The sequence below is a fragment of the Streptomyces sp. NPDC086835 genome, assembly GCF_044745705.1.
In the GTDB taxonomy this organism is placed as follows: Bacteria; Actinomycetota; Actinomycetes; order Streptomycetales; family Streptomycetaceae; genus Streptomyces.
Genome location: NZ_JBIVAU010000001.1, coordinates 87,622 through 105,333, shown reverse-complemented (window position 1 = coordinate 105,333; position 17,712 = coordinate 87,622). Strand labels below are relative to the sequence as shown.

The window sequence follows — 17,712 nt, the reverse complement described above, 5'->3', positions numbered from 1 at the left end:
GCGCGGGGAGGACCGTCGTCGGCTGCGATGCGGTGCGGGCGGACCGACGTCGGACCCAAGTCCGGTGCGGTGCGCGCGTCGGCGCCACCGGACGACCGCCGTCCGACGGCTGCGGCGTGGGCGGCGCCGCGTCAGCGCATCCGCGTGGCCCACTCCTGGACCTTCTTGATCCGCTCCCGGATCTGACCGGCCGTCGCCTCCGCGCTCGGCGGACCGCCGCACACCCGGCGCAGCTCGGTGTGGATCACCCCGTGCGGCTTGCCGCTCTGGTGTACGTACGCGCCGACCATCGTGTTCAGCTGCTTGCGCAGTTCCAGCAGTTCCTTGTGGGAGACGACCGGGCGGCGCTCGGCCGGCAGCTCGAGGAGGTCGGCCTCCTCGTCGGGCTTCTTGCGGCTGTGCGCGATCTGCCGTGCCTGGCGCTTCTGGAGCAGCAGCTGCACCTGGTCCGGTTCGAGGAGCCCCGGGATGCCCAGGTAGTCCTGCTCCTCCTCGCTGCCGGGGTGCGCCTGCATGCCGAACTCGGCCCCGTCGTACAGCACACGGTCGAAGACGGCGTCGGACTCCAGCGCCTCGAAGGGCAGCATGTCCTGCTCACCGGTGTCCTCGTCCTGCTGCTTCTCGGCCTCCGCCATCTCCTTCTCGGACTCGGCGTACGGGTCCTCGTCGCCGTCCTTCTTCGGCTTGTCGAGGGCGTGGTCGCGCTCGACCTCCATCTCGGAGGCGAAGCCGAGGAGGTTCGGGATGGTGGGGAGGAAGACGGACGCCGTCTCGCCGCGCCGGCGCGACCGTACGAAACGGCCCACGGCCTGCGCGAAGAACAGTGGCGTCGAGATCGTCGTCGCGTACACGCCGACCGCGAGGCGCGGTACGTCGACGCCCTCCGACACCATGCGGACGGCGACCATCCAGCGAGACCCGTCCTCGCTGAACTCCTCGATCCGCTTGGACGCCGCCGCCTCGTCGGAGAGCACGACGGTGGCCTTGGTCCCCGTGATCTCGCGGATCAGCTTGGCGTACGAGCGGGCCGAGTCCTGGTCGGAGGCGATGACGAGGCCGCCCGCGTCCGGGATGCCCTTCCTGACCTCGGTCAGCCGCTGGTCGGCGGCGCGCAAAACGTTCGGCATCCAGTCGCCGCGCGGGTCGAGCGCGGTGCGCCAGGCCTGCGAGATCGCGTCCTTGGTCATCGGCTCGCCGAGCCGCGCGGCGACCTCGTCACCGGCCTTGGTGCGCCAGCGCATGTTGCCGCTGTAGGAGAGGAAGATGACGGGCCGGACGACGCCGTCGCCGAGGGCGTTCCCGTAACCGTAGGTGTAGTCGGCGGCGGAACGGCGGATGCCGTCGTTGCCCTCCTCGTACGTGACGAACGGGATCGGATTGGTGTCCGAGCGGAAGGGCGTGCCGGTGAGGGCGAGGCGGCGGGTCGCCGGCTCGAACGCCTCGAGACACGCCTCGCCCCATGACTTGGAGTCACCGGCGTGGTGGATCTCGTCGAGGATGACGAGCGTCTTGCGCTGCTCGCAGCGGTTGCGGTGCAGCATGGGGCGCACCCCGACACCGGCGTAGGTGACGGCGACCCCGTGGTACTCCTTGCTCAGCGGTCCCGCGCTGTACTCCGGGTCCAGCTTGATCCCTATCCGCGCCGCCGCGGCCGCCCACTGCTTCTTCAGGTGCTCGGTCGGCGCGACGACGGTCACCTGCTGCACGACATGGTGGTGCAGCAGCCAGGACGCGAGGGTCAGCGCGAACGTCGTCTTGCCGGCGCCGGGCGTGGCGACGGCGAGGAAGTCACGCGGCTGCTCCTGGAGGTACTTCTCCATGGCGCCCTGCTGCCAGGCACGCAGTTTGTTCGCCGTGCCCCAGGGGGCACGGCCGGGGAAGGCGGGTGAGAGGTGGTGGGAGGCGGTAGTAGTCACGGGCTCCGGTTCGTGCTCTCGGTGCGGGGCGCGGGCGTCGGCGTCGGCGTCGTTACGTACGACAACCGGGCCACCCTACCGGTGGCCCGGTCGCCGTCAGGGCAGGACGGGGCGCGCGGCCAGGAGTGGGAGGTGCCTCACATCGGGATCACGGCTCGGGATCACGCCGGATCCGGTACGCGCAGCCGCGTTGCCACCCACGCCCCCGCCAGTGCCACTCCCGCCATCGGCAGGAACACTGCCGCGAAGGCCGCCGGGTGGGCGCCGGAGACGCCGTCGGACACGGCGTGGGCCGCGCCCACGGCGCCGCCGCCGAGGGCGGCGAACGCCGCGCCGCCCGCCGCGAGGAGCAGCACGTTCGACAGGGCGTCGGAGATCTGGAGCGCGGCCGAGTTGGCACCGGCCTCCTCGGGAGCGGACAGCTTCAGCAGCAGCACACTGGTCGAGCCGATCACCAGTCCCATGCCGAAGCACCCGAAGCCCCAGGCGACCCCGACGGTCCACACCGGGACCGCTTCGATCAGCACGCTCGGCGCGGTCGCGATGGCCGCCGCGACCAGCAGCATGCCGAGCACCACCAGGCGCTCCCGGTACGGCTCGGTCCGCGGCCGTGACTGCACGTACGAGCCCAGCGCCCATGTCGCGCCGCCGACCGCCAGAGACAGGCCGGCCATGGTCGGGGACAGCCCCCGCTGTGTGACCAACATCAGCGGGACGAAGGACTCGGCCGCGATGAACGACCCGGCCGCGACGCCCCGCAGCAGCACCACGGACGGCAGTCCGCGCGCCGCCCGATACGTCCCGGCGGGCAGCAGGCCGAGCGCGGACGGTACGAGCAGCGCCGCGCCGAGGGCAGCGGGCAGCAGGGAGAGCCAGCGCAGGTCCTGGCCGGCGTACTGGAGGAATCCGGCGCCGATCGAGATGCCGAGGGCCAGCCGGATCCGCCGCCGGTCGAAGGGCGGCACGGGCGCGGAGGCGTCCGCGGGTCCGGCGGCGGTGCGCCGGATCGCGGGCAGCGCGAGCGTGAGCGGCAGGAGGACCAGGGCAGGGATGCCGATGAAGACCCAGCGCCAGCCGAGCTGCTCGGTGACCGTGCCGGCGGCGAGCGGCCCGACGACCGACGGGATCACCCAGCTCGCCGCGAACGCCGCCATGATCGCGGGCTGGAGCCGCCGTGGATAAGCGCGGCTGACGACGACGTACAGCGCGACGATGACCAGTCCGCCGCCCAGGCCCTGCACGGCGCGCCCGAGCACGAACACCCACATGACACCCGCGGTGCCCGACAGCATCAGCCCCGCGGCGAAGGCGCTCATCCCGCCCGCCAGCGCGCCGAGCGGGCCCCTGCGGTCCGCCCACTGCCCGCTGACGACCATGCCGAAGAGGCTGGTGGTGAAGTACGCGGAGAAGGCGAAGGCGTACAGCGGGATGCCGTGCAGCTCGCGGGCGGCGACCGGCATGGCCGTACCGACGGCGGTGGCCTCGAAGGCGATCAGGAAGACGACGGCGACGATCCCGATGCTGAGCGCCCGGTGCTCACGACCGAGAACACCGCTCTGCCTGCCGTGGTCCGTGCGGTCCGGCCGGCCGGCGGGCGAGCCGGGGTGCTTGCCGTCCTGATCGGTGCCCAGCGCGGTGACCTGCTCCGCGACCTGCGCGGCGACCTCCTCGGCGGCCTGCGGGTCGTCGTGCCGTCCGCCATGCCCGTCGTCACGCTCGTCGTCGTCACGCCCGTGGTCACGGTTGTCGTCGGCAAAGGCTCCGGCTGCTGCGGCGGGGCGGGGAGCGACATCGGCGTCACTCGGCTCGAGGGGGACGGTCATGGGCACAAGAGTAAGGGGCAAGAGCGCCATTGGGCCCTGTCGTTCGGCGGGGTCGGACTGGTCCCTTCGTCGTACGACCATGAACGGCGTATGGCAGTCGTGTTGCGGCACGGACCGGATCGTTGAGACCCGCCGCACCGGCCCCGTACGGTCGAGGAGTTGGAACACACGGCCGTGTGCCCGAGTGGCTCAGGGGCTCGACTGCAACTCGAGTTACACCGGTTCGAATCCGGTCACGGCCTCGGTGGACGTACGACACGGCGACTGCCGCCCCCTCCCCGTGAGGGCGCGGCAGTCGCCGTGCGCAAGTGGCGGGTCGCTCAGCCCGCGGCGCCGACTCCCGCCGCGCCACCGCGAGCAGCCCGCACCATTTCCCTGAGGTGCTCCTCTTCCTCAGGACTGAGCGAGGTCTGCACCAGCCGGCCACGGTACTGCGCGATCTCGAGGACGACCTTGTCCGCGGGCGCCTGGCTTGGCCAATGCGAACACCGCGGCGGCGCCCGGCCGGAGATCGGCGTTCACCTCCCGCATGAAGTCGTCGTTGACCCCGGTGTCGCTGAGCGCTTCCGCCGCCGCACCCATGGCGGCGCCGAGCACTCGACGACGATGCCCTCGAGCTCGACCAGGTGCTCACGGGACATAAGAAATGAGCCTGTCCCGCACATGATTGGCAGTGGCGAGATCGCGCGTAGGCGACGACGAAGAGATTGCTCATGCCGCTGACTCCTCGGGCTCGCGGCGCCTCGCCGACGGCATACCGCAACAACTATCCGAATCAGCCTCAAAGAGGGCATACAGAACACCAGGGGCCGCCCGCTCCGGGGTCGCGGGACCGCCGATAGGCTCCTGTGCCGTTGTCATGTCTAGGGGGATTCGCAGATGGAACGCGCACAGACGGAACGGCCACGGCAGGGCGGGCCGCACCGGTTCGGCCCGTACCATCTCCTCACCCGCCTCGACCCGACCGGACCCGGCTTCCCCGCCGTCGCCGAGCAGCGCTTCATCGCGCGCAGCGCGAACGGAGAGCGCACGGTCCTGATCAGCACGCCGCACGAAAGCGCCGATCCCGGCCGCTTCCTCGTCGAGGCGGACGCGGCCCGCCGCCTCCAAGGCCCATGGACCCTCCCGGTCGCCGAGCTCTCACCGACGCCCGAAGCCCCCTGGTACGCCTGCCCCTATCTCCCGGTGCTGCCGTTGCCCGTGGCCCTGGCCGTACACGGCGGTCCGCTGCCCGAACTCACCGTCCGAGCCCTGGGCACGGCCCTTGCCGAGACCCTCGCGGGCGCACACGCGGCCGGCTTCACCCACGCGGGCGTCTCCCCCGCCTCCGTACTGCTGGCCTGGGACGGGCCTCGCCTCACCTGCTTCGGCGCGGCACGCGCGGCGGCACCGGACGGCGAACGCCGCACCGGCCTCGCCGGCCTCGAGCCCGGAAGCCTCGCGCCCGAGGCGGCGGCGGGCGGGCGCCCCCGCCCGCCGGGCGACATCCACGGCCTGGGCGCTGTCCTGGCCTACGCGGCCACCGGCCACACGGTCCCGGACAGCGACGAACTCCCGGAATCCCTTCGCCCGTTGATCGCGCGATGCCTGACCCGCGACGCGGCGGCCCGGCCGACCGCGCCCGAACTGCTGCACGCGCTGTCCCCCTCGTCCGCCGCGCCCGCGGCCACGGTCCTGGACTCCGCCGCTCTCCTGACACCCGGCTGGCTGCCCGGGCGGGTGGTGGCGGCCATAGCCCGTCAGTCGTCGGAAGTGCTGGCCGCCGAAGTCCGTGCCCCCCAGACCGCTTCCAGGATCTGACGCCGATGCTTGCTCCCCTGACCCACACCGATCCCGTCACGATCGGCTCGTTCACCCTGCTGGCTCGGCTCGGTCACGGTGGCATGGGCACCGTCTACCTGGCACGAACAGCAGGCGGCCGCACCGTCGCCCTCAAAACCATGCACGCGACAATTGCCGCCGACCCCGCCGCCCGCACCCGGTTCCATCTCGAGACCGATGCCGCCCGCGTCATCGGCGGCCACCACGGCGCCACCGTGGTCGACGCCGACCCCACCGCAGAAACACCCTGGCTCGCCACCGAATACGTCCTCGGCCCACCCCTCGACGACGCCGTCGACCTCTGCGGCCCCCTCCCCGAAACCTCCGTCCGCGCCATCGGCGCCGCCCTCGCCGGAGCCCTGACCCAACTCCACGCATCGGACGTCGTCCACCGCGACCTCAAGCCCTCCAACGTCATGATCACCGCCTACGGCCCCAAGATCATCGACTTCGGCATCGCCCGCGCCGCAGGGGACGACCGCCTCACCCGCACCGGCACCGCCGCAGGCACCCCCGCCTACATGTCCCCCGAACAAGCCACCGGCCAGGAACACACCCCTGCCGGCGACACCTTCGCCCTCGCCGGCGTTCTCGTGTACGCAGCCACCGGCCACCCACCCTTCGGCACCGGACAAGCAGCAGACCTCCTCTACCGCGTCCGCTACACCGAACCCGACCTCACCCTCCTCCCACCGGCCCTCGCGCCCATCCTGGCCCGCTGCCTCGCCAAAGACCCCACCCACCGCCCCACCACACAGGAACTCACCACCCAACTCCACAACGGCCAAGGCCAATTCGCCGACCACCTGCCCCCCACCCTCCTGACCGACATCGCCCGACGCGCCACCCACGTCTGGCACCACCCCCCACACCGACTCCCCGCCCCCCAAGAACCCGCAGACCAGGACACAGGCACCGCACCCCTCACCCCCCTCCCTCGCCGCAGGCTCCTCCGACTCGCGGGCGGAACAGCCGTCGCCGCAGCCGCACTCGGCGCCGGAACCTGGACCTGGTTCAACAACGGAAGTGGTGACAAGGACGGCAAGCCCGATGCCAAGCCTTCTCCGACAACTCCGCCCGCCCCCAAGGGGGACTGGCTGTGGCGATTGCCGCTGTCCACGTCCGAGGCAGCACTGCGGCCACCCGCTCCCCTCCGTTTCGGAGCCTCCCTTGTCATCGCGGACGACAACGGGATGCGCACCATCAACGTCTCGTCGGGCGGCACCGAGATCGCCTCGCTGCTGAAGGCCCCCGTGCACAGGTGCGCCTCCGACGAGGACAGGGTGTACGGCAGCGAGCCCGGCGTCGACGGCAACGGCCCCCTCGTCATCCGGACGGTCAAGAGCGGCGGGCCCTCCCTGACTCCTGATGCCGTCGAGTTGAAGGACCTCAACGGGGGACTTGCCGCAACTCAGCTGCTCTGCGCCAAGGCCGATGTCGTCTATCTCGCCGCGGGGCGGGGGGACAACTCCGGCCAGGAGATCGGATACGGCGAGGGCCAGCAGTGGTTCCTGCTCGCCGTCGACGTCCATACGGGCAAGACTCTGTGGAAACAGCCGCTGCCGGCCATGCCCGCCGCATCACGGCGGCTCCACTTCCTTGCCGCCCGCGTGAGCGAGGACCACCTGGTCCTGACTCAGGAGACACCAGCGGGCAAGGTCAAACTCTCGGTTCGGGACGCCCGGACGGGCAAGCTCCGATGGGAACAGCCACTCGCCGTCTCCGATCCGGACGACATACAGGGCCTGCTGGAGGTCGACCTCGTCCACGTCTATCCCCCGACCGGACAGCTGAGAGCGCTGGCGCTGGCGGACGGCAAGCAGAAGTGGACGTTCGGCGTCGGCCGCGCCCAGCGCCGCACGGGGCCGCCGGCGGTCGGAGAGTGGGTGTACGCGGTGGAGGAAGGCCAGGGGCTCGTGGCCCTGGACTTCGTCACCGGAGAGCTTCAGTGGCGCGAGAAGGGCGGCGCGGGCGCGGACTCCGACATCACGCTCCCTCCCGTCCCGGGATACGCGTACGTCTACAGCTACAGCAGCAAGACCGGCCTGATGCGAGCCGTGGACGAGATGACGGGCGCGCCGGGCAAGAGCTTCAAGGCCTTCGGTGAACGCTTCTTCGCCTATGACGGCATCCCTGAAAGGATCATCGGCATGGGCAAGGACTTCTTCGCCGGCTACGAGCTCCGTTGATGACCGAACGTCCGGAAAGAGCTGTTCCTCGATGAAACCCCTCGGCACCGGTGACCCGCTCCGGCTCGGTCCGTACCGTCTGCTCGGCGTGCTCGGCGAAGGCGGCATGGGCAAGGTCTACTTCGGCCAGGACGCCACCGGCTCGACCGCCGCCGTGAAGGTCCTGCGGCCCGAACTCGCCTACGACCAGGGCCTCGCCCAGCGCTTCGTTCGGGAAGCCCGGATGGCGCAGGCCGTCACGAGCCGGGGCGTGGCACGCGTGCTGGGCGCGCAGACGGAGGGCGGCCGGCCCTGGCTGGCGACCGAGTTCCTGACGGGGCCGACGCTCGACCAGGCGGTCCGCGCCCATGGCCCGCTCGACGAACAGGCGGTGCGCGTGCTGGCCGCCGACCTCGCCAGGACCCTCGCGGACATCCACGCCGCAGGCCTGATCCACCGCGATCTCAAGCCCGCCAACATCGTCCTCACGTCGACCGGTCCCCGCATCATCGACTTCGGTATCGCCCGCCCCGAGCACGGCCTCACGCTGACGACCACCGGCCAGGTACCGGCCACTCCCGGCTACGGCGCACCCGAGCAGGTCATGGGACACCGCGTCGGCCCCGCGGCGGACGTGTTCTCGCTGGGCTCCGTCCTGGTGTACGCGTCGACCGGATCGCAGGCATTCAGCGGCACCCATGTCGCGGCCGTGCAGTACGAAGTGGTGCACGGTGTCGCGCATCTCGACCGCGTACCGGCACAGCTCGCGCCTCTGATCGGCCAGTGCCTCGACAAGCACCCCGCTCACCGGCCCACTCCGGCCCGGATCGCGGCAGTGGCCGCGCCGCCGCGAGGTGCGGAACGCATCTGGCGCCACGGCCCGTTGGCCGACGAGATCAAGCAGCGGGCCACGCTGACGCCGGGAGGCCAGGCACCGAAGGGCGTCTCACGGCGCCGATTGATCACCTCTCTCGCGGTGGGCGGCACCGCCCTCGCCGCCGGCGGCGGCTCCCTGGCCTGGTGGCTCCTGGGCGGCAAGGAGCCCGATCCCTTCGCGCTCCCGCCCGCCGCCGAGACACCCCGAGCGCGTCCTGCCGCGCCGGTCAAAGGGAAGCCGGCCCCACTCTGGGGTCCGATACGGGCGCTCGCGAGGCAGGCCACGGTACTGACGGTGCGTGATGTGGTCATCGCGGGTGCCCTGGGCGGAGGCGTGGCCGCGCACGATGTCGTGGACGGAAGGCGCCGCTGGACGGCGCAGGACATCGACCAGGAGGCGGGGCTCGTCTCCCTGTCGGACGCTCTCGTTGCGGCCGTCGACACAAAGGGCCGGCTGGTGACATATGTAGCCTCCACCGGCGAGCCGAGGTGGACGGCACCGGCAGCCGCTCACAAGGTCATCGCCACGGACGACTCTGCCGTGTACGTCAGCACCAAGGACGGCCGGCTGCGCAGCATCAGTCGCGCGAACGGCAAGATCCAGTGGACGGTGCGGCCCAAGGCTGACCTCACCAAGAAGCGCCGGCCCTCGGGCGTGGCGGCACAGGGCCGTTTGATCGTGGCCTCGGGCATGGGCCATGTCGTCGCTGTCGATGCCGGCAGCGGCCGTCCCGTTTGGGACTTCGCCGATCAGGCGTCCATCGACCTCGCGCCGATCCGGCCGGTGGCGTCGGGCGACGTGGTCCTCTTCAACGGGGCCACGCTCACTGCTCGCAGTCTGGCGGACGGCTCGGAGCTGTGGGCCAAGAGCGAACTGGTCGACGGCAGGATGAGTCCCGCAGGTCCTCCGCTGGTCGACGGGGAAATCGTCTACGCCACCCAGGGCCACTACGTCCTCGGCTACAGGATCGCCGACGGGGCCGAGGCGTGGAGGTCTCCGAAGTCGTACTTCATGTACAGCCCCGTGGCCGTGCAGGGCAATACGGTGTGCGCCATCAACTCGCGTCCCGTGGAAGGCGACGAGCTCCAACTGTGGGCCATGGCTCTCGACACCCGCAAGCAAGCCTGGACGCACGGCCTTCCCAAGGACGTGGGCACCCACATGATCACGGGCAGCGGCAACCGGCTCATCGTCACGGCAGGTGAGGAGCTGACGGCCCTGCCCGTTCTCGGCTGATCGCGGTACGGCTTCCGAACTCGGCCAAACCAATACCTCAGTTGCATCTGCGTACGGGTACGGACAGATCTCCGCTAGGGTCGTGCTCCGCCACATACCGCCGGTCGAACCGACCAGGACGCGGTGGGTCCAACGGGGCAGGAGGAAGCGTGAGGTTCGACGAGGAGTGGGCCGCGGCCCGGGCGGGGGCCTCACGGACGGTCGGGATGCGGCTCAACCATTCCGACGGCGGTGGCCGCAATCCCGGGAGCGCGACCGATCTGAGCGTCAACCAGGACGACCTCGGTGCCGTCGGCCACGACGCGTACCTCCTCCACGGCAGGCTGTCGCGGGACGGCGACCACGCCAGGCCGTCGACCTTCGAAGCCGCGAACGCCCTGACGAACGGCAATTTCGTCAGCGGATCGGAACTGCTGAAGGTCCACGACCGGTGGCACACACAGTTGCGGACGCTGCTGGACGCATGCGGCCAGATCTCCAACCATCTGGACCACACACGGGCCGACCACGCCGACAACGACGCCGACATCGCAGGCAAGTTGACCGCCGTCTCCAAGCTCGACGAATACTTCACGTAAGCCGCCGGAGGGAAGCGCCGTGCTGCAATTCGACGACGTCGTCAACGCACCTGTCGGCAAGCTGAAGGAAGCCGTCGACCGCTGGTCCGAGACGGTGACCAGACTGGAGAAGCTCGCCGACGACGCCCGGCGGGGCATGAAGGCCAAGTCGGACAAGGCCGACTGGGAGGGCGTCAACGCGAGCATCACCAGGCCGTTCATCACAAAGAGCGTCAAGGAGTTCCACGACGCGGCGGCCCAGGCCAAAGGCATCGAACTGCTGTTACGGGACGCGCACACCTCGTTCAAGGCCGCCAAGGACGCGCTGGTCAGGATCAGGGACGAGGAAGGACCCGCCGCCGGGATCCATGTGGGCGCGGGCGGCAAGGTGACACCACGGCACCCGGTCCAGGACGACATGGCGGCGCGCCACGAGCCCGACCATGCCCTGTACGCGGCAACCCTGCGGAAGCAGGAGGAAGCCGTCCGCTCCTGGCAGAAGAAGATCGACCGCATCGTCGAGGACTGCTCCGACGCGGACGACTCGCTGAAACGGGCCCTTGCGGGAAACGTTAGGGACGACCACGAATTCACCGCCCCGAAGTACAAGAGCCTCGACGCCGAACAGGCCGACCGGGCAGCGGCGCTCATGAAGACAGTCACAGGTGAGGGCGGCACGGCGCGTAACGTGGCGGCGCTGAAGGAACTCGAAGACCTCCTCGACGACAACCGCACAGATCCTGACGTCTCTGCCGCCTTCTACCGGAAGCTGGGCGCGGAAGGCACGCTCGAGGCGTACACGAAGATGTCGCTGGACGCGACCTCGCTCGGCCCCGCCGGCCTGGACCGGGTCAACATGGTGCGCAACATCCAGAACGACATGGGCGCGATGCTCGGGCTCGCCACACAGACGTCGACGCCGAACCACCTCGACGCCACATGGACGACGCAGCTCCTCAAGGCAGGCCGCAAAGAGATCGACGTGTCGGGCTTCACCGCTCCCGGTACCAAGGTGTACGGCTACCAGGCGCTGGGGGCGCTCCTGCGGGAGGGCACGTACGACAAGGACTTCCTCACCGCCGTGGGCCGCGACATGGTGGCGATGGACAAACAGAACCCGGACATCTGGCACGAGAACATGCCGCTGAGCCACTCCCCTGTGTCCATCAACCTGGACGGGGAGGGCGGCAAGGGATTCAACCCGCTCACCGGCCTCATGGAGGCGATGAGCAAGAACCCCGAGGCATCAACGGCGTTCTTCAACGAGCCGGTCCGCGAGGACACCGACAAGGACGGCATCGTCACGCTGTCGGACGGGGCGATCAAGGGCAAGGACGCCCAGGGCGTCGTCGACCACATGCTGGACAAGAAGCCGACGGCGGACTGGTACGACACGACGGTCGGCGGCGAGATCCACCCCGGGCAGACGGCGCTCGGCAACGCACTGGAGGCGGCGGTCACCGGCCGCGTACCGGGCGACGAGGACGCAGCCCCCGTGTCCCACACGAAGGCCATGAGCAGCGTGATGGAGCAGGTCGTCGCGAAGATCGGCGCGGACCCGTCCCTCGTGGCGGCGAAACCCGGCGACCCGCCGGGCCCGCTGAGCTCTCTCGCACCGCAGTTCGGCAACATGGCCGCCGAGTACATGCCGGACCTCCAGGCCACCGCGGAGAACGGCGCGGACCAGGTCAAGTACCTCGGAGAACCGGCCGAGTTCCGCAAGGACGAGATGGCCGCGTTCCTCGGCGCGGTGGGCCAGGACCCACAGGCCTACGGCGCGATCACCAACGCCCAGCAGGCGTACACGACGACGCTCGTGTCCGACGTGTTCCACAACCCGGAGCGCCACGGCGACACGGGCGAGGCGGTGCGTAACGCCGTCCACCCGGGCGGCGAGATCGCGGGCATGATGACCGAGGCGCGGGCGCAGGCCGTCCACGACGCGAAGACTCATGAGGCATCGGAATACAACGCGGGCGTGGCGGACAACGCCAAGTGGACCAACCGCGTGATCGATGCGGTGGGCGGCAAGTATGTCGAGATGGTCCCGGTGGGTGGTGACGTGATCATGTGGATCAAGGAGGACGTCACGGAGTCGGCGGTGAAGAGCGCGGAAGCTGATAAGTCCGACGAGGGTCGCCGCGAGTCTGCCGGCGGCTACGCAGAGGCTGAGCGCGTGGCCAAGGAAGCTGCCAAGAACGCCGTTGAGACGGGCGCCCGAGGATCCGGCCTCTCGGCTGAGCAGATCGAGGAATATCAAGGTTCGGCCTCAACGCAGACGGGAACGGCTCACTCCGTCGGCCGCGACCTAGTGGCCAGTTCGCATCCCAAGGGAAAGTAGCCTTGCATCAACTGCGGAAAATCGCCACAACCGCTGCGAACCTCGCGGTCCTGATCCTAGTCGTGACCGGTTGTTCCAACGGTGAAACCAAAGCCGTCCCGGAGCTACCGGAACGGATCTGCTGGGATGTATTCGCGAGCAAGGATCTCGTTCCTTTCCTGCCCGCCGGTGAGAAGGTCACGCTTTCCTCAAGGCCCTTCGTGCTTGATGAAGACCTCGATTCCACAACATGTTCCCTCGATATCGACGGCCGTACGCAGTTCCAGGCTTCTGCCAGGTACGAAACCTTCGAGCAGGGAATCGACTGGTCCAGTTACGAAAAAGTCGACCCCGATCCGATCAACCTAGGAAGAAAGGGCATCATCTGGCACAACGGGGCTGTCTCCTACATCGCTTGCGAACCTTCGAAGTCCCCTTCCACGCCCGGGAAGTACATCGAAGTGAACCTCCACACCTTCGACAGACCGGATAATCCAGAGCCCCGCAAAGCCCTCCCCGCCCTGCTGAAGCAGTTCGTGGCCTTCGCGCAGCGCGAGCTGAATTGCGAGTGACGACGCCGCCCTCCGACCAGCCCGCGCGAGCGTCGCCTTCGCCTTCAACCGCACATACGCAACGTCACGGGTACGTCGGCGCAGGACACCCGTGCCTTGCCGCCGACGCCGCAGCGAAGGTCTTCAAAGCCTTCCGCTCCAGCCCGGGATCCGGGTCCACGAAACCGTCACCGTTGTCCAGCGGCTCCACCGTGTAGAGGGCTTCTCCGGAGGGACATGCCGCAGTGGCCCAGTAGGCCCCGGCGCCCGGTCGAACTGGTCACCCCGCACGGTCTCGAGGCGGGCGGCCTTCGCATAAGGCCCGTAATAGGCGGCGATCCTGAAGCGCTCTTCACCCGAGTTGTCGGCGAGTACGCAGTCTTCGACCGGTGCGCGCCCATCAGCCGCGGACCCGTAGGTCGCCGAGGCGATTCCCTCACAGGTACCGGCGGCCTTCCCGGCCGGCGTCAGGGCCGATGACTGCTTCGAGGGCACCGTGGCCACCTCCTCGCCAGGTCGCCGCCGGACCTGACGGTGGCGCCGTGTCTCAGAAGACGGGGGCCCCGGCTAGTCCGCGGGCGTCAGCTTCGGATCGGCAGGAAGCCCTGCATTCCCCTCGCACTTCAATTCCCCGGCCACGGCAACTGCGGCCGAGTGAAGCACCGCCATGTTCGCCTTGTGTACTTCCTCCGTGTCCGAGGGCGGCTCCGACTGCGAAAGGTGGCCCGCGACCCGCGCGGGGCGGGACTTCGAGCCCTCCAGCTCGGGGCTGACGCACTCGAAGTACAGGTACGCGTCCTCCGCCCCGGCCAGGGCTTCCTTCCCCATCGGGTATGCATGAAGGTTCGCGGCGTGGTTGCTTCCGGACAGGTCGTCAGGGGCGTACAGCGAGAAGCTGACGGTCATGGAGTTCACACCGCCATCCGTCTTGGAGATCTCGCAGAACTGCTTGCCCCGGCTCCAGTTGAGACGTTTGCCGTAGTCGCTACGCAGCTGTTCGACCGTCTCGTCCGCCGTCGCGTCGGCGGCGTCGGAGAACCGCTTACCCATCACCTGCTCCAGTGCCGTCAGCGCCGCAGGCGACAGGACACCACCGCACTGGTCCTTGGCCGCGGTGCGCTTCGCCGCGGGCTCGTCATTGCCGCCACACGCAGTCGCACCGAAGCACAGAGCGATACTCACCGTCGCGGCCAGTACCGCATCCCGTCGTCGCATCACGATCTCGCGCCCATTCCTCGTCAGCCGGTTTCCGGGTCCTGTCCCTGCTGGTCTTCCCTCAGGTTGCCGGTGTTGTAGCCGCCCTGCGCAGATTCACGCAGGTCCTGCTCGAACTCACTGCTCATCCGGTCGCCGTACTGGTCGATGAACCGCTCCATCGGAGCCTCGGAGCTCACCTCACCAGCGCGGAAGACCTCGGACTTCTGCTCCCGGATGTCGCCCTCCGTCACCTTCTTGTGGTCTTCCACGGACTTGTCCGACCAGTCGCCGATGACCTGGCCGGCCATCTGCTCCAGAGCACCGCTGCCTGTGTCCACCGCGAGCGGGACCAGGATGGCCGCTGCGCCGGCGGCGGCTGCCGTCGCCGGGAGGAAGGCCACGCCGGCCGCGATGCCTGCTGTCGCCCCGAACTCGATCCAGGCGGAACGCTTCTCGTGCGCCTTTTCGTACTCTTCGTGCTTCTTCAGGCCTTCGGCCTCGACCTGGTCGCCTCGAGACTGATCGAGAATGCCCTGGATCTGGCCGCCTGTGTTCACGGCGTGCCGTGCGCCACCCTCGTCTATCTTGCCGTCGGGGCCCACCTGTGTCTCTAGAACACTTGTGGTGTAGATGCGCTCGGCGGTGCTGATGGAGGCGTAGGCGTCCGGGTGCTGGCCCAGCACGCTGAGGAACTCGCGAGCGCCCGAACGCCCGAAGGTGGCGTGCGCCTCCGGATTCTTGCCCGGCGCGTAGATGCTGTCCGGATCGTTCTTGTCGATCGCCCAGTTGAGGTCGTCGATGTATCCGGCACCCATGTTGCCCAGGCTGTCGGCCAGCGCCGAGTGGTTCTTCTTGAGGAACTCCGGGTCGCCGCCGTACTTGTCGACGACCTTCTCCATGATGTCGGCGGATGCCTCGTCCCGGACCAGTTTGGGGTTCGGGTCGTCGTAGGCGTGACCGAGCGTCGCCGACTCCAGGGCGTGCCCGAAAGCGTCGGGCATGTAGTTCATCGACTGCTTGGCGTCGTCCGGATCGTGTCCGACGATGTCGGGGAACGACTTGTAGTCCTTGTTGGTGAAGTAGTCCAGGTAGCTGGTTATCTCCTTGCCGTCCGCGTCCTTCGGAACGCCACCCTTGTACGTGCCGTCCTCGTTGTACGCCTTCGGGTCCGACGAGAAGAATTCCTTTGACGCCTCCGGGCTGTGCCCGAGCGCCTCCAGCATGCTGACGACCGGGTCGTAGCCCGCCCCGTTCTTGCCCGACGGGTTGAAGGGGTGCTTGTCGTAGCCGAGCGTGCTCTTCGTGTCGGCGAACATGTACGGATCCTTGGCATGCAGCTGGACCACGTGTTCGGCGATCGGGTTGAGGAACTTCGGGTCGTAGTTGCCGTACCGCATGATGCCGCCGAGCAGCTGGTACCCGTACGGGCCGTTGTAGTCGTGCTTGGCCAGCGGGATGCGCTCGGTGCCGAGCTTGCGCATCTCGTCGCCCCACCGCTGGGTCCACTTGTCGTCCTTGCCGGTGGGATCCGTCGCCGTGGCAAGGTTGAGGCCGAGGTTCTTCTGGAGCTCCTGGACGTCCTTCAGACGTTCCTTGTCCTGCTTCGAGTAGTCGTACGTGTCCGTGGAGAGCTGCCCGAAGAACTCGAGTGAACCCTTCGGCCCGAGGCCGTCGTAGAAGGTCCGGGAGAACACCTTCGAGTCGTGGTTGTCCTTGAGAAGCTCGTTGAGCTGCTCGAGCTCCTTGTGCGAGAGGTCACGGCCCTTCTTCGCGAGGTCGACCGCGCGCTGGGCCTCTTCCGCGTCGATGCTGCTGTACTTGGGGGCGCTGAAGTTGTGCTTGTCGCCGGTGATGTTCGCCTTGAGCGCGTTGGACACGGCGATGTCCGCGTCGTCGCACGTCTCGACGATCGCGTCGACCCGCTTCTGCATGGCCTCGATCTTCGCCCGCTGGGCCCGCAGCGCCTCCGGATAGTCCGGGTCGTGACGCGCGCCCTGGTCCTTCTCCAGCGGATACGACGCCTCGACCTTGCCCTGGGCCGTGATGACGAGATGCTGCGCCGGCGCCTCGGTGTCCATGAGCTTCTTGAGGTCGTCCTTGGCCTTCTTGAACGCCTCGTACCCGTCCGACAGGATCTGCTTGATCCCCTTGGCCGCCTTCGCAGCGTCGTCGAACTCCTTGGCCGTCTTGTCGACGAACGGCTTGGTGACTTCGGCGTTCACCCCGCGCCAGTAGTCGTCCTTCGCCTTGGCCGCCATGGTGGACCTCGCGTCGGTGGCGAGCGTCTCGAGGTCGGTCGTCATCTTGGACCAGTCGTCCACCGACGCCTTCAGCTTGTCGAGTGGAGCGTGGTACACGTTGTCGAACGTCAGCATGGCTCCCCCGCCTACTTCAGGTACTCGTTGATCTTCGACGTGCTCAGAGACGCCGCGATGTCCTTCTCGTCCTGCGCGTGCGACGCGGCGCTGTAATCGAGATGGTTCGAGATGTTCGCGCACGCATCGAGCAGCGTCTGCAGCTGAGAGCCCCATGTCTCGTGCACCGTCGCCATCGCGGCACCGGTCCGGAAACCGTTGGCGGTCATCATCGTCGCCGCTTCCGACGTGCTCGCATTCGCTTTCTTCCCGACCGTGTTCAATCGGCCGTGCAGGAGGAATGCAGCATTTCCAATAGCACCCAGCTTGTCCTGATTGGCCTGAAGATCGGCGGTACTGCTGCCGCCACCCCCCTCTGCAGGCAGTTGGTTCAAACGCATGCTGACATTCGCAGTCGACTCGGAACGGACCGAAGACCACTCGGTGTCGAACGACATGAATCCCCCGGAACCTGTGCAAACGAAAGGTGGCGTGCCAACGGACAGTCGGACCGGACCACCCTACGACGGAATCCGGGCGGACCAAATGGTCCGCCCAGCATCTCTACATCCAAGTGCCGTCTGGCCTGTGAGGGGTAGCGGCATGCCCTCGAGCAGGATGCTGCGGCGTGCGCCGGTAGGCTCTTTCGGCGTAGCCATGCCTCGGGGGATTCACAGATGGAACGTGCGCCAATGCACAGGATGAACCGTGTGCCGACCCGCACCGGCCGAAGCCCGCAGGATGCCGCCCGCCGGATGTCCTGACCGACATCGCCACCGACGTCTGGACCCACCAGCCGCACCGACTCCCGGCACCGGCGGCGGACGCAAGGAGCGCCGGCTCCGGCGGTGTGGCGCGTCGCAGCCTCCTTGTGGCCGGTAGTTCGGCACTC

General features: G+C 68.7%; 12 protein-coding genes and 1 tRNA gene. 7 read left to right on the top strand and 6 right to left on the bottom strand.

Annotation, left to right across the window (positions count from 1 at the left end):
- Positions 1-131 precede the first annotated feature (131 nt).
- Together ACIPJI_RS00420 and ACIPJI_RS00415 are read right to left on the bottom strand one after the other, a co-directional pair.
- Positions 132-1,916, bottom strand: coding sequence for a DEAD/DEAH box helicase (locus tag ACIPJI_RS00420; protein WP_307706666.1), 1,785 nt, complete (start codon positions 1,914-1,916; stop codon positions 132-134).
- A gap of 161 nt (positions 1,917-2,077) precedes the next feature.
- Positions 2,078-3,739, bottom strand: coding sequence for an MFS transporter (locus ACIPJI_RS00415; protein ID WP_402243705.1), 1,662 nt, complete (start codon positions 3,737-3,739; stop codon positions 2,078-2,080).
- Positions 3,740-3,909: 170 nt separating this feature from the next.
- Between ACIPJI_RS00415 and ACIPJI_RS00410 the strand changes: the two genes are divergently transcribed.
- Positions 3,910-3,981 (top strand) — tRNA-Cys (locus ACIPJI_RS00410).
- Between the two features lie 151 nt (positions 3,982-4,132).
- Here the strand turns inward: ACIPJI_RS00410 and ACIPJI_RS00405 are convergent.
- The gene (locus ACIPJI_RS00405) at positions 4,133-4,321 is read right to left on the bottom strand and encodes a DUF1269 domain-containing protein (RefSeq protein ID WP_402244697.1); all 189 of its coding nucleotides are present in this window, start codon (positions 4,319-4,321) and stop codon (positions 4,133-4,135) included.
- Positions 4,322-4,618: 297 nt separating this feature from the next.
- On the opposite strand from ACIPJI_RS00405, the gene ACIPJI_RS00400 reads away from it, so the two are divergent.
- The 6 genes from ACIPJI_RS00400 to ACIPJI_RS00375 all read left to right on the top strand — a co-directional run bounded on the left by ACIPJI_RS00400 (position 4,619) and on the right by ACIPJI_RS00375 (position 13,290).
- Positions 4,619-5,539 carry a serine/threonine protein kinase gene (locus ACIPJI_RS00400; RefSeq protein WP_402243704.1) on the top strand — a complete coding sequence of 307 codons (921 nt, stop codon included), beginning with the start codon at positions 4,619-4,621 and terminating at the stop codon, positions 5,537-5,539.
- A 5-nt stretch (positions 5,540-5,544) separates the two neighbouring features.
- Positions 5,545-7,749: a protein kinase gene (locus ACIPJI_RS00395; protein ID WP_402243703.1), complete on the top strand. Its 2,205-nt coding sequence runs from the start codon at positions 5,545-5,547 to the stop codon at positions 7,747-7,749.
- Between the two features lie 31 nt (positions 7,750-7,780).
- Entirely contained in the window at positions 7,781-9,841 is a 2,061-nt protein-coding gene (locus tag ACIPJI_RS00390) for a PQQ-binding-like beta-propeller repeat protein (protein ID WP_402243702.1), read from the top strand.
- Positions 9,842-9,990: 149 nt separating this feature from the next.
- Positions 9,991-10,419: a hypothetical protein gene (locus tag ACIPJI_RS00385; RefSeq protein WP_356622007.1), complete on the top strand. Its 429-nt coding sequence runs from the start codon at positions 9,991-9,993 to the stop codon at positions 10,417-10,419.
- A 19-nt stretch (positions 10,420-10,438) separates the two neighbouring features.
- The gene (locus ACIPJI_RS00380; RefSeq protein ID WP_402243701.1) at positions 10,439-12,739 is read left to right on the top strand and encodes a DUF6571 family protein; all 2,301 of its coding nucleotides are present in this window, start codon (positions 10,439-10,441) and stop codon (positions 12,737-12,739) included.
- A gap of 2 nt (positions 12,740-12,741) precedes the next feature.
- Positions 12,742-13,290, top strand: a complete 549-nt coding sequence (locus ACIPJI_RS00375; protein WP_402243700.1) for a hypothetical protein — start codon at positions 12,742-12,744, stop codon at positions 13,288-13,290.
- Positions 13,291-13,836: 546 nt separating this feature from the next.
- Here the strand turns inward: ACIPJI_RS00375 and ACIPJI_RS00370 are convergent.
- From ACIPJI_RS00370 to ACIPJI_RS00360, 3 genes are read right to left on the bottom strand one after another with little or no spacing between them, the layout of a single operon-like run.
- Positions 13,837-14,451: a hypothetical protein gene (locus ACIPJI_RS00370; RefSeq protein WP_402243699.1), complete on the bottom strand. Its 615-nt coding sequence runs from the start codon at positions 14,449-14,451 to the stop codon at positions 13,837-13,839.
- 56 nt (positions 14,452-14,507) lie between these two features.
- A complete protein-coding gene (locus tag ACIPJI_RS00365; protein ID WP_356622011.1) occupies positions 14,508-16,841 on the bottom strand; it encodes a DUF6571 family protein in 2,334 nt (777 codons plus the stop codon).
- Between the two features lie 11 nt (positions 16,842-16,852).
- Complete coding sequence (locus ACIPJI_RS00360; protein WP_402243698.1) at positions 16,853-17,278, bottom strand: hypothetical protein; 426 nt, start codon at positions 17,276-17,278, stop codon at positions 16,853-16,855.
- Positions 17,279-17,712: the final 434 nt, after the last annotated feature.

Coding starts and splice junctions, on each gene's coding strand:
- ACIPJI_RS00415 (WP_402243705.1), bottom strand. CDS start 3,739: ATGACCGTCCCCCTCGAGCCGAGTGACGCCGATGTCGCTCCCCGCCCC.
- ACIPJI_RS00405 (WP_402244697.1), bottom strand. CDS start 4,321: ATGGGTGCGGCGGCGGAAGCGCTCAGCGACACCGGGGTCAACGACGAC.
- ACIPJI_RS00400 (WP_402243704.1), top strand. CDS start 4,619: ATGGAACGCGCACAGACGGAACGGCCACGGCAGGGCGGGCCGCACCGG.
- ACIPJI_RS00395 (WP_402243703.1), top strand. CDS start 5,545: ATGCTTGCTCCCCTGACCCACACCGATCCCGTCACGATCGGCTCGTTC.
- ACIPJI_RS00390 (WP_402243702.1), top strand. CDS start 7,781: ATGAAACCCCTCGGCACCGGTGACCCGCTCCGGCTCGGTCCGTACCGT.
- ACIPJI_RS00365 (WP_356622011.1), bottom strand. CDS start 16,841: ATGCTGACGTTCGACAACGTGTACCACGCTCCACTCGACAAGCTGAAG.
- ACIPJI_RS00360 (WP_402243698.1), bottom strand. CDS start 17,278: ATGTCGTTCGACACCGAGTGGTCTTCGGTCCGTTCCGAGTCGACTGCG.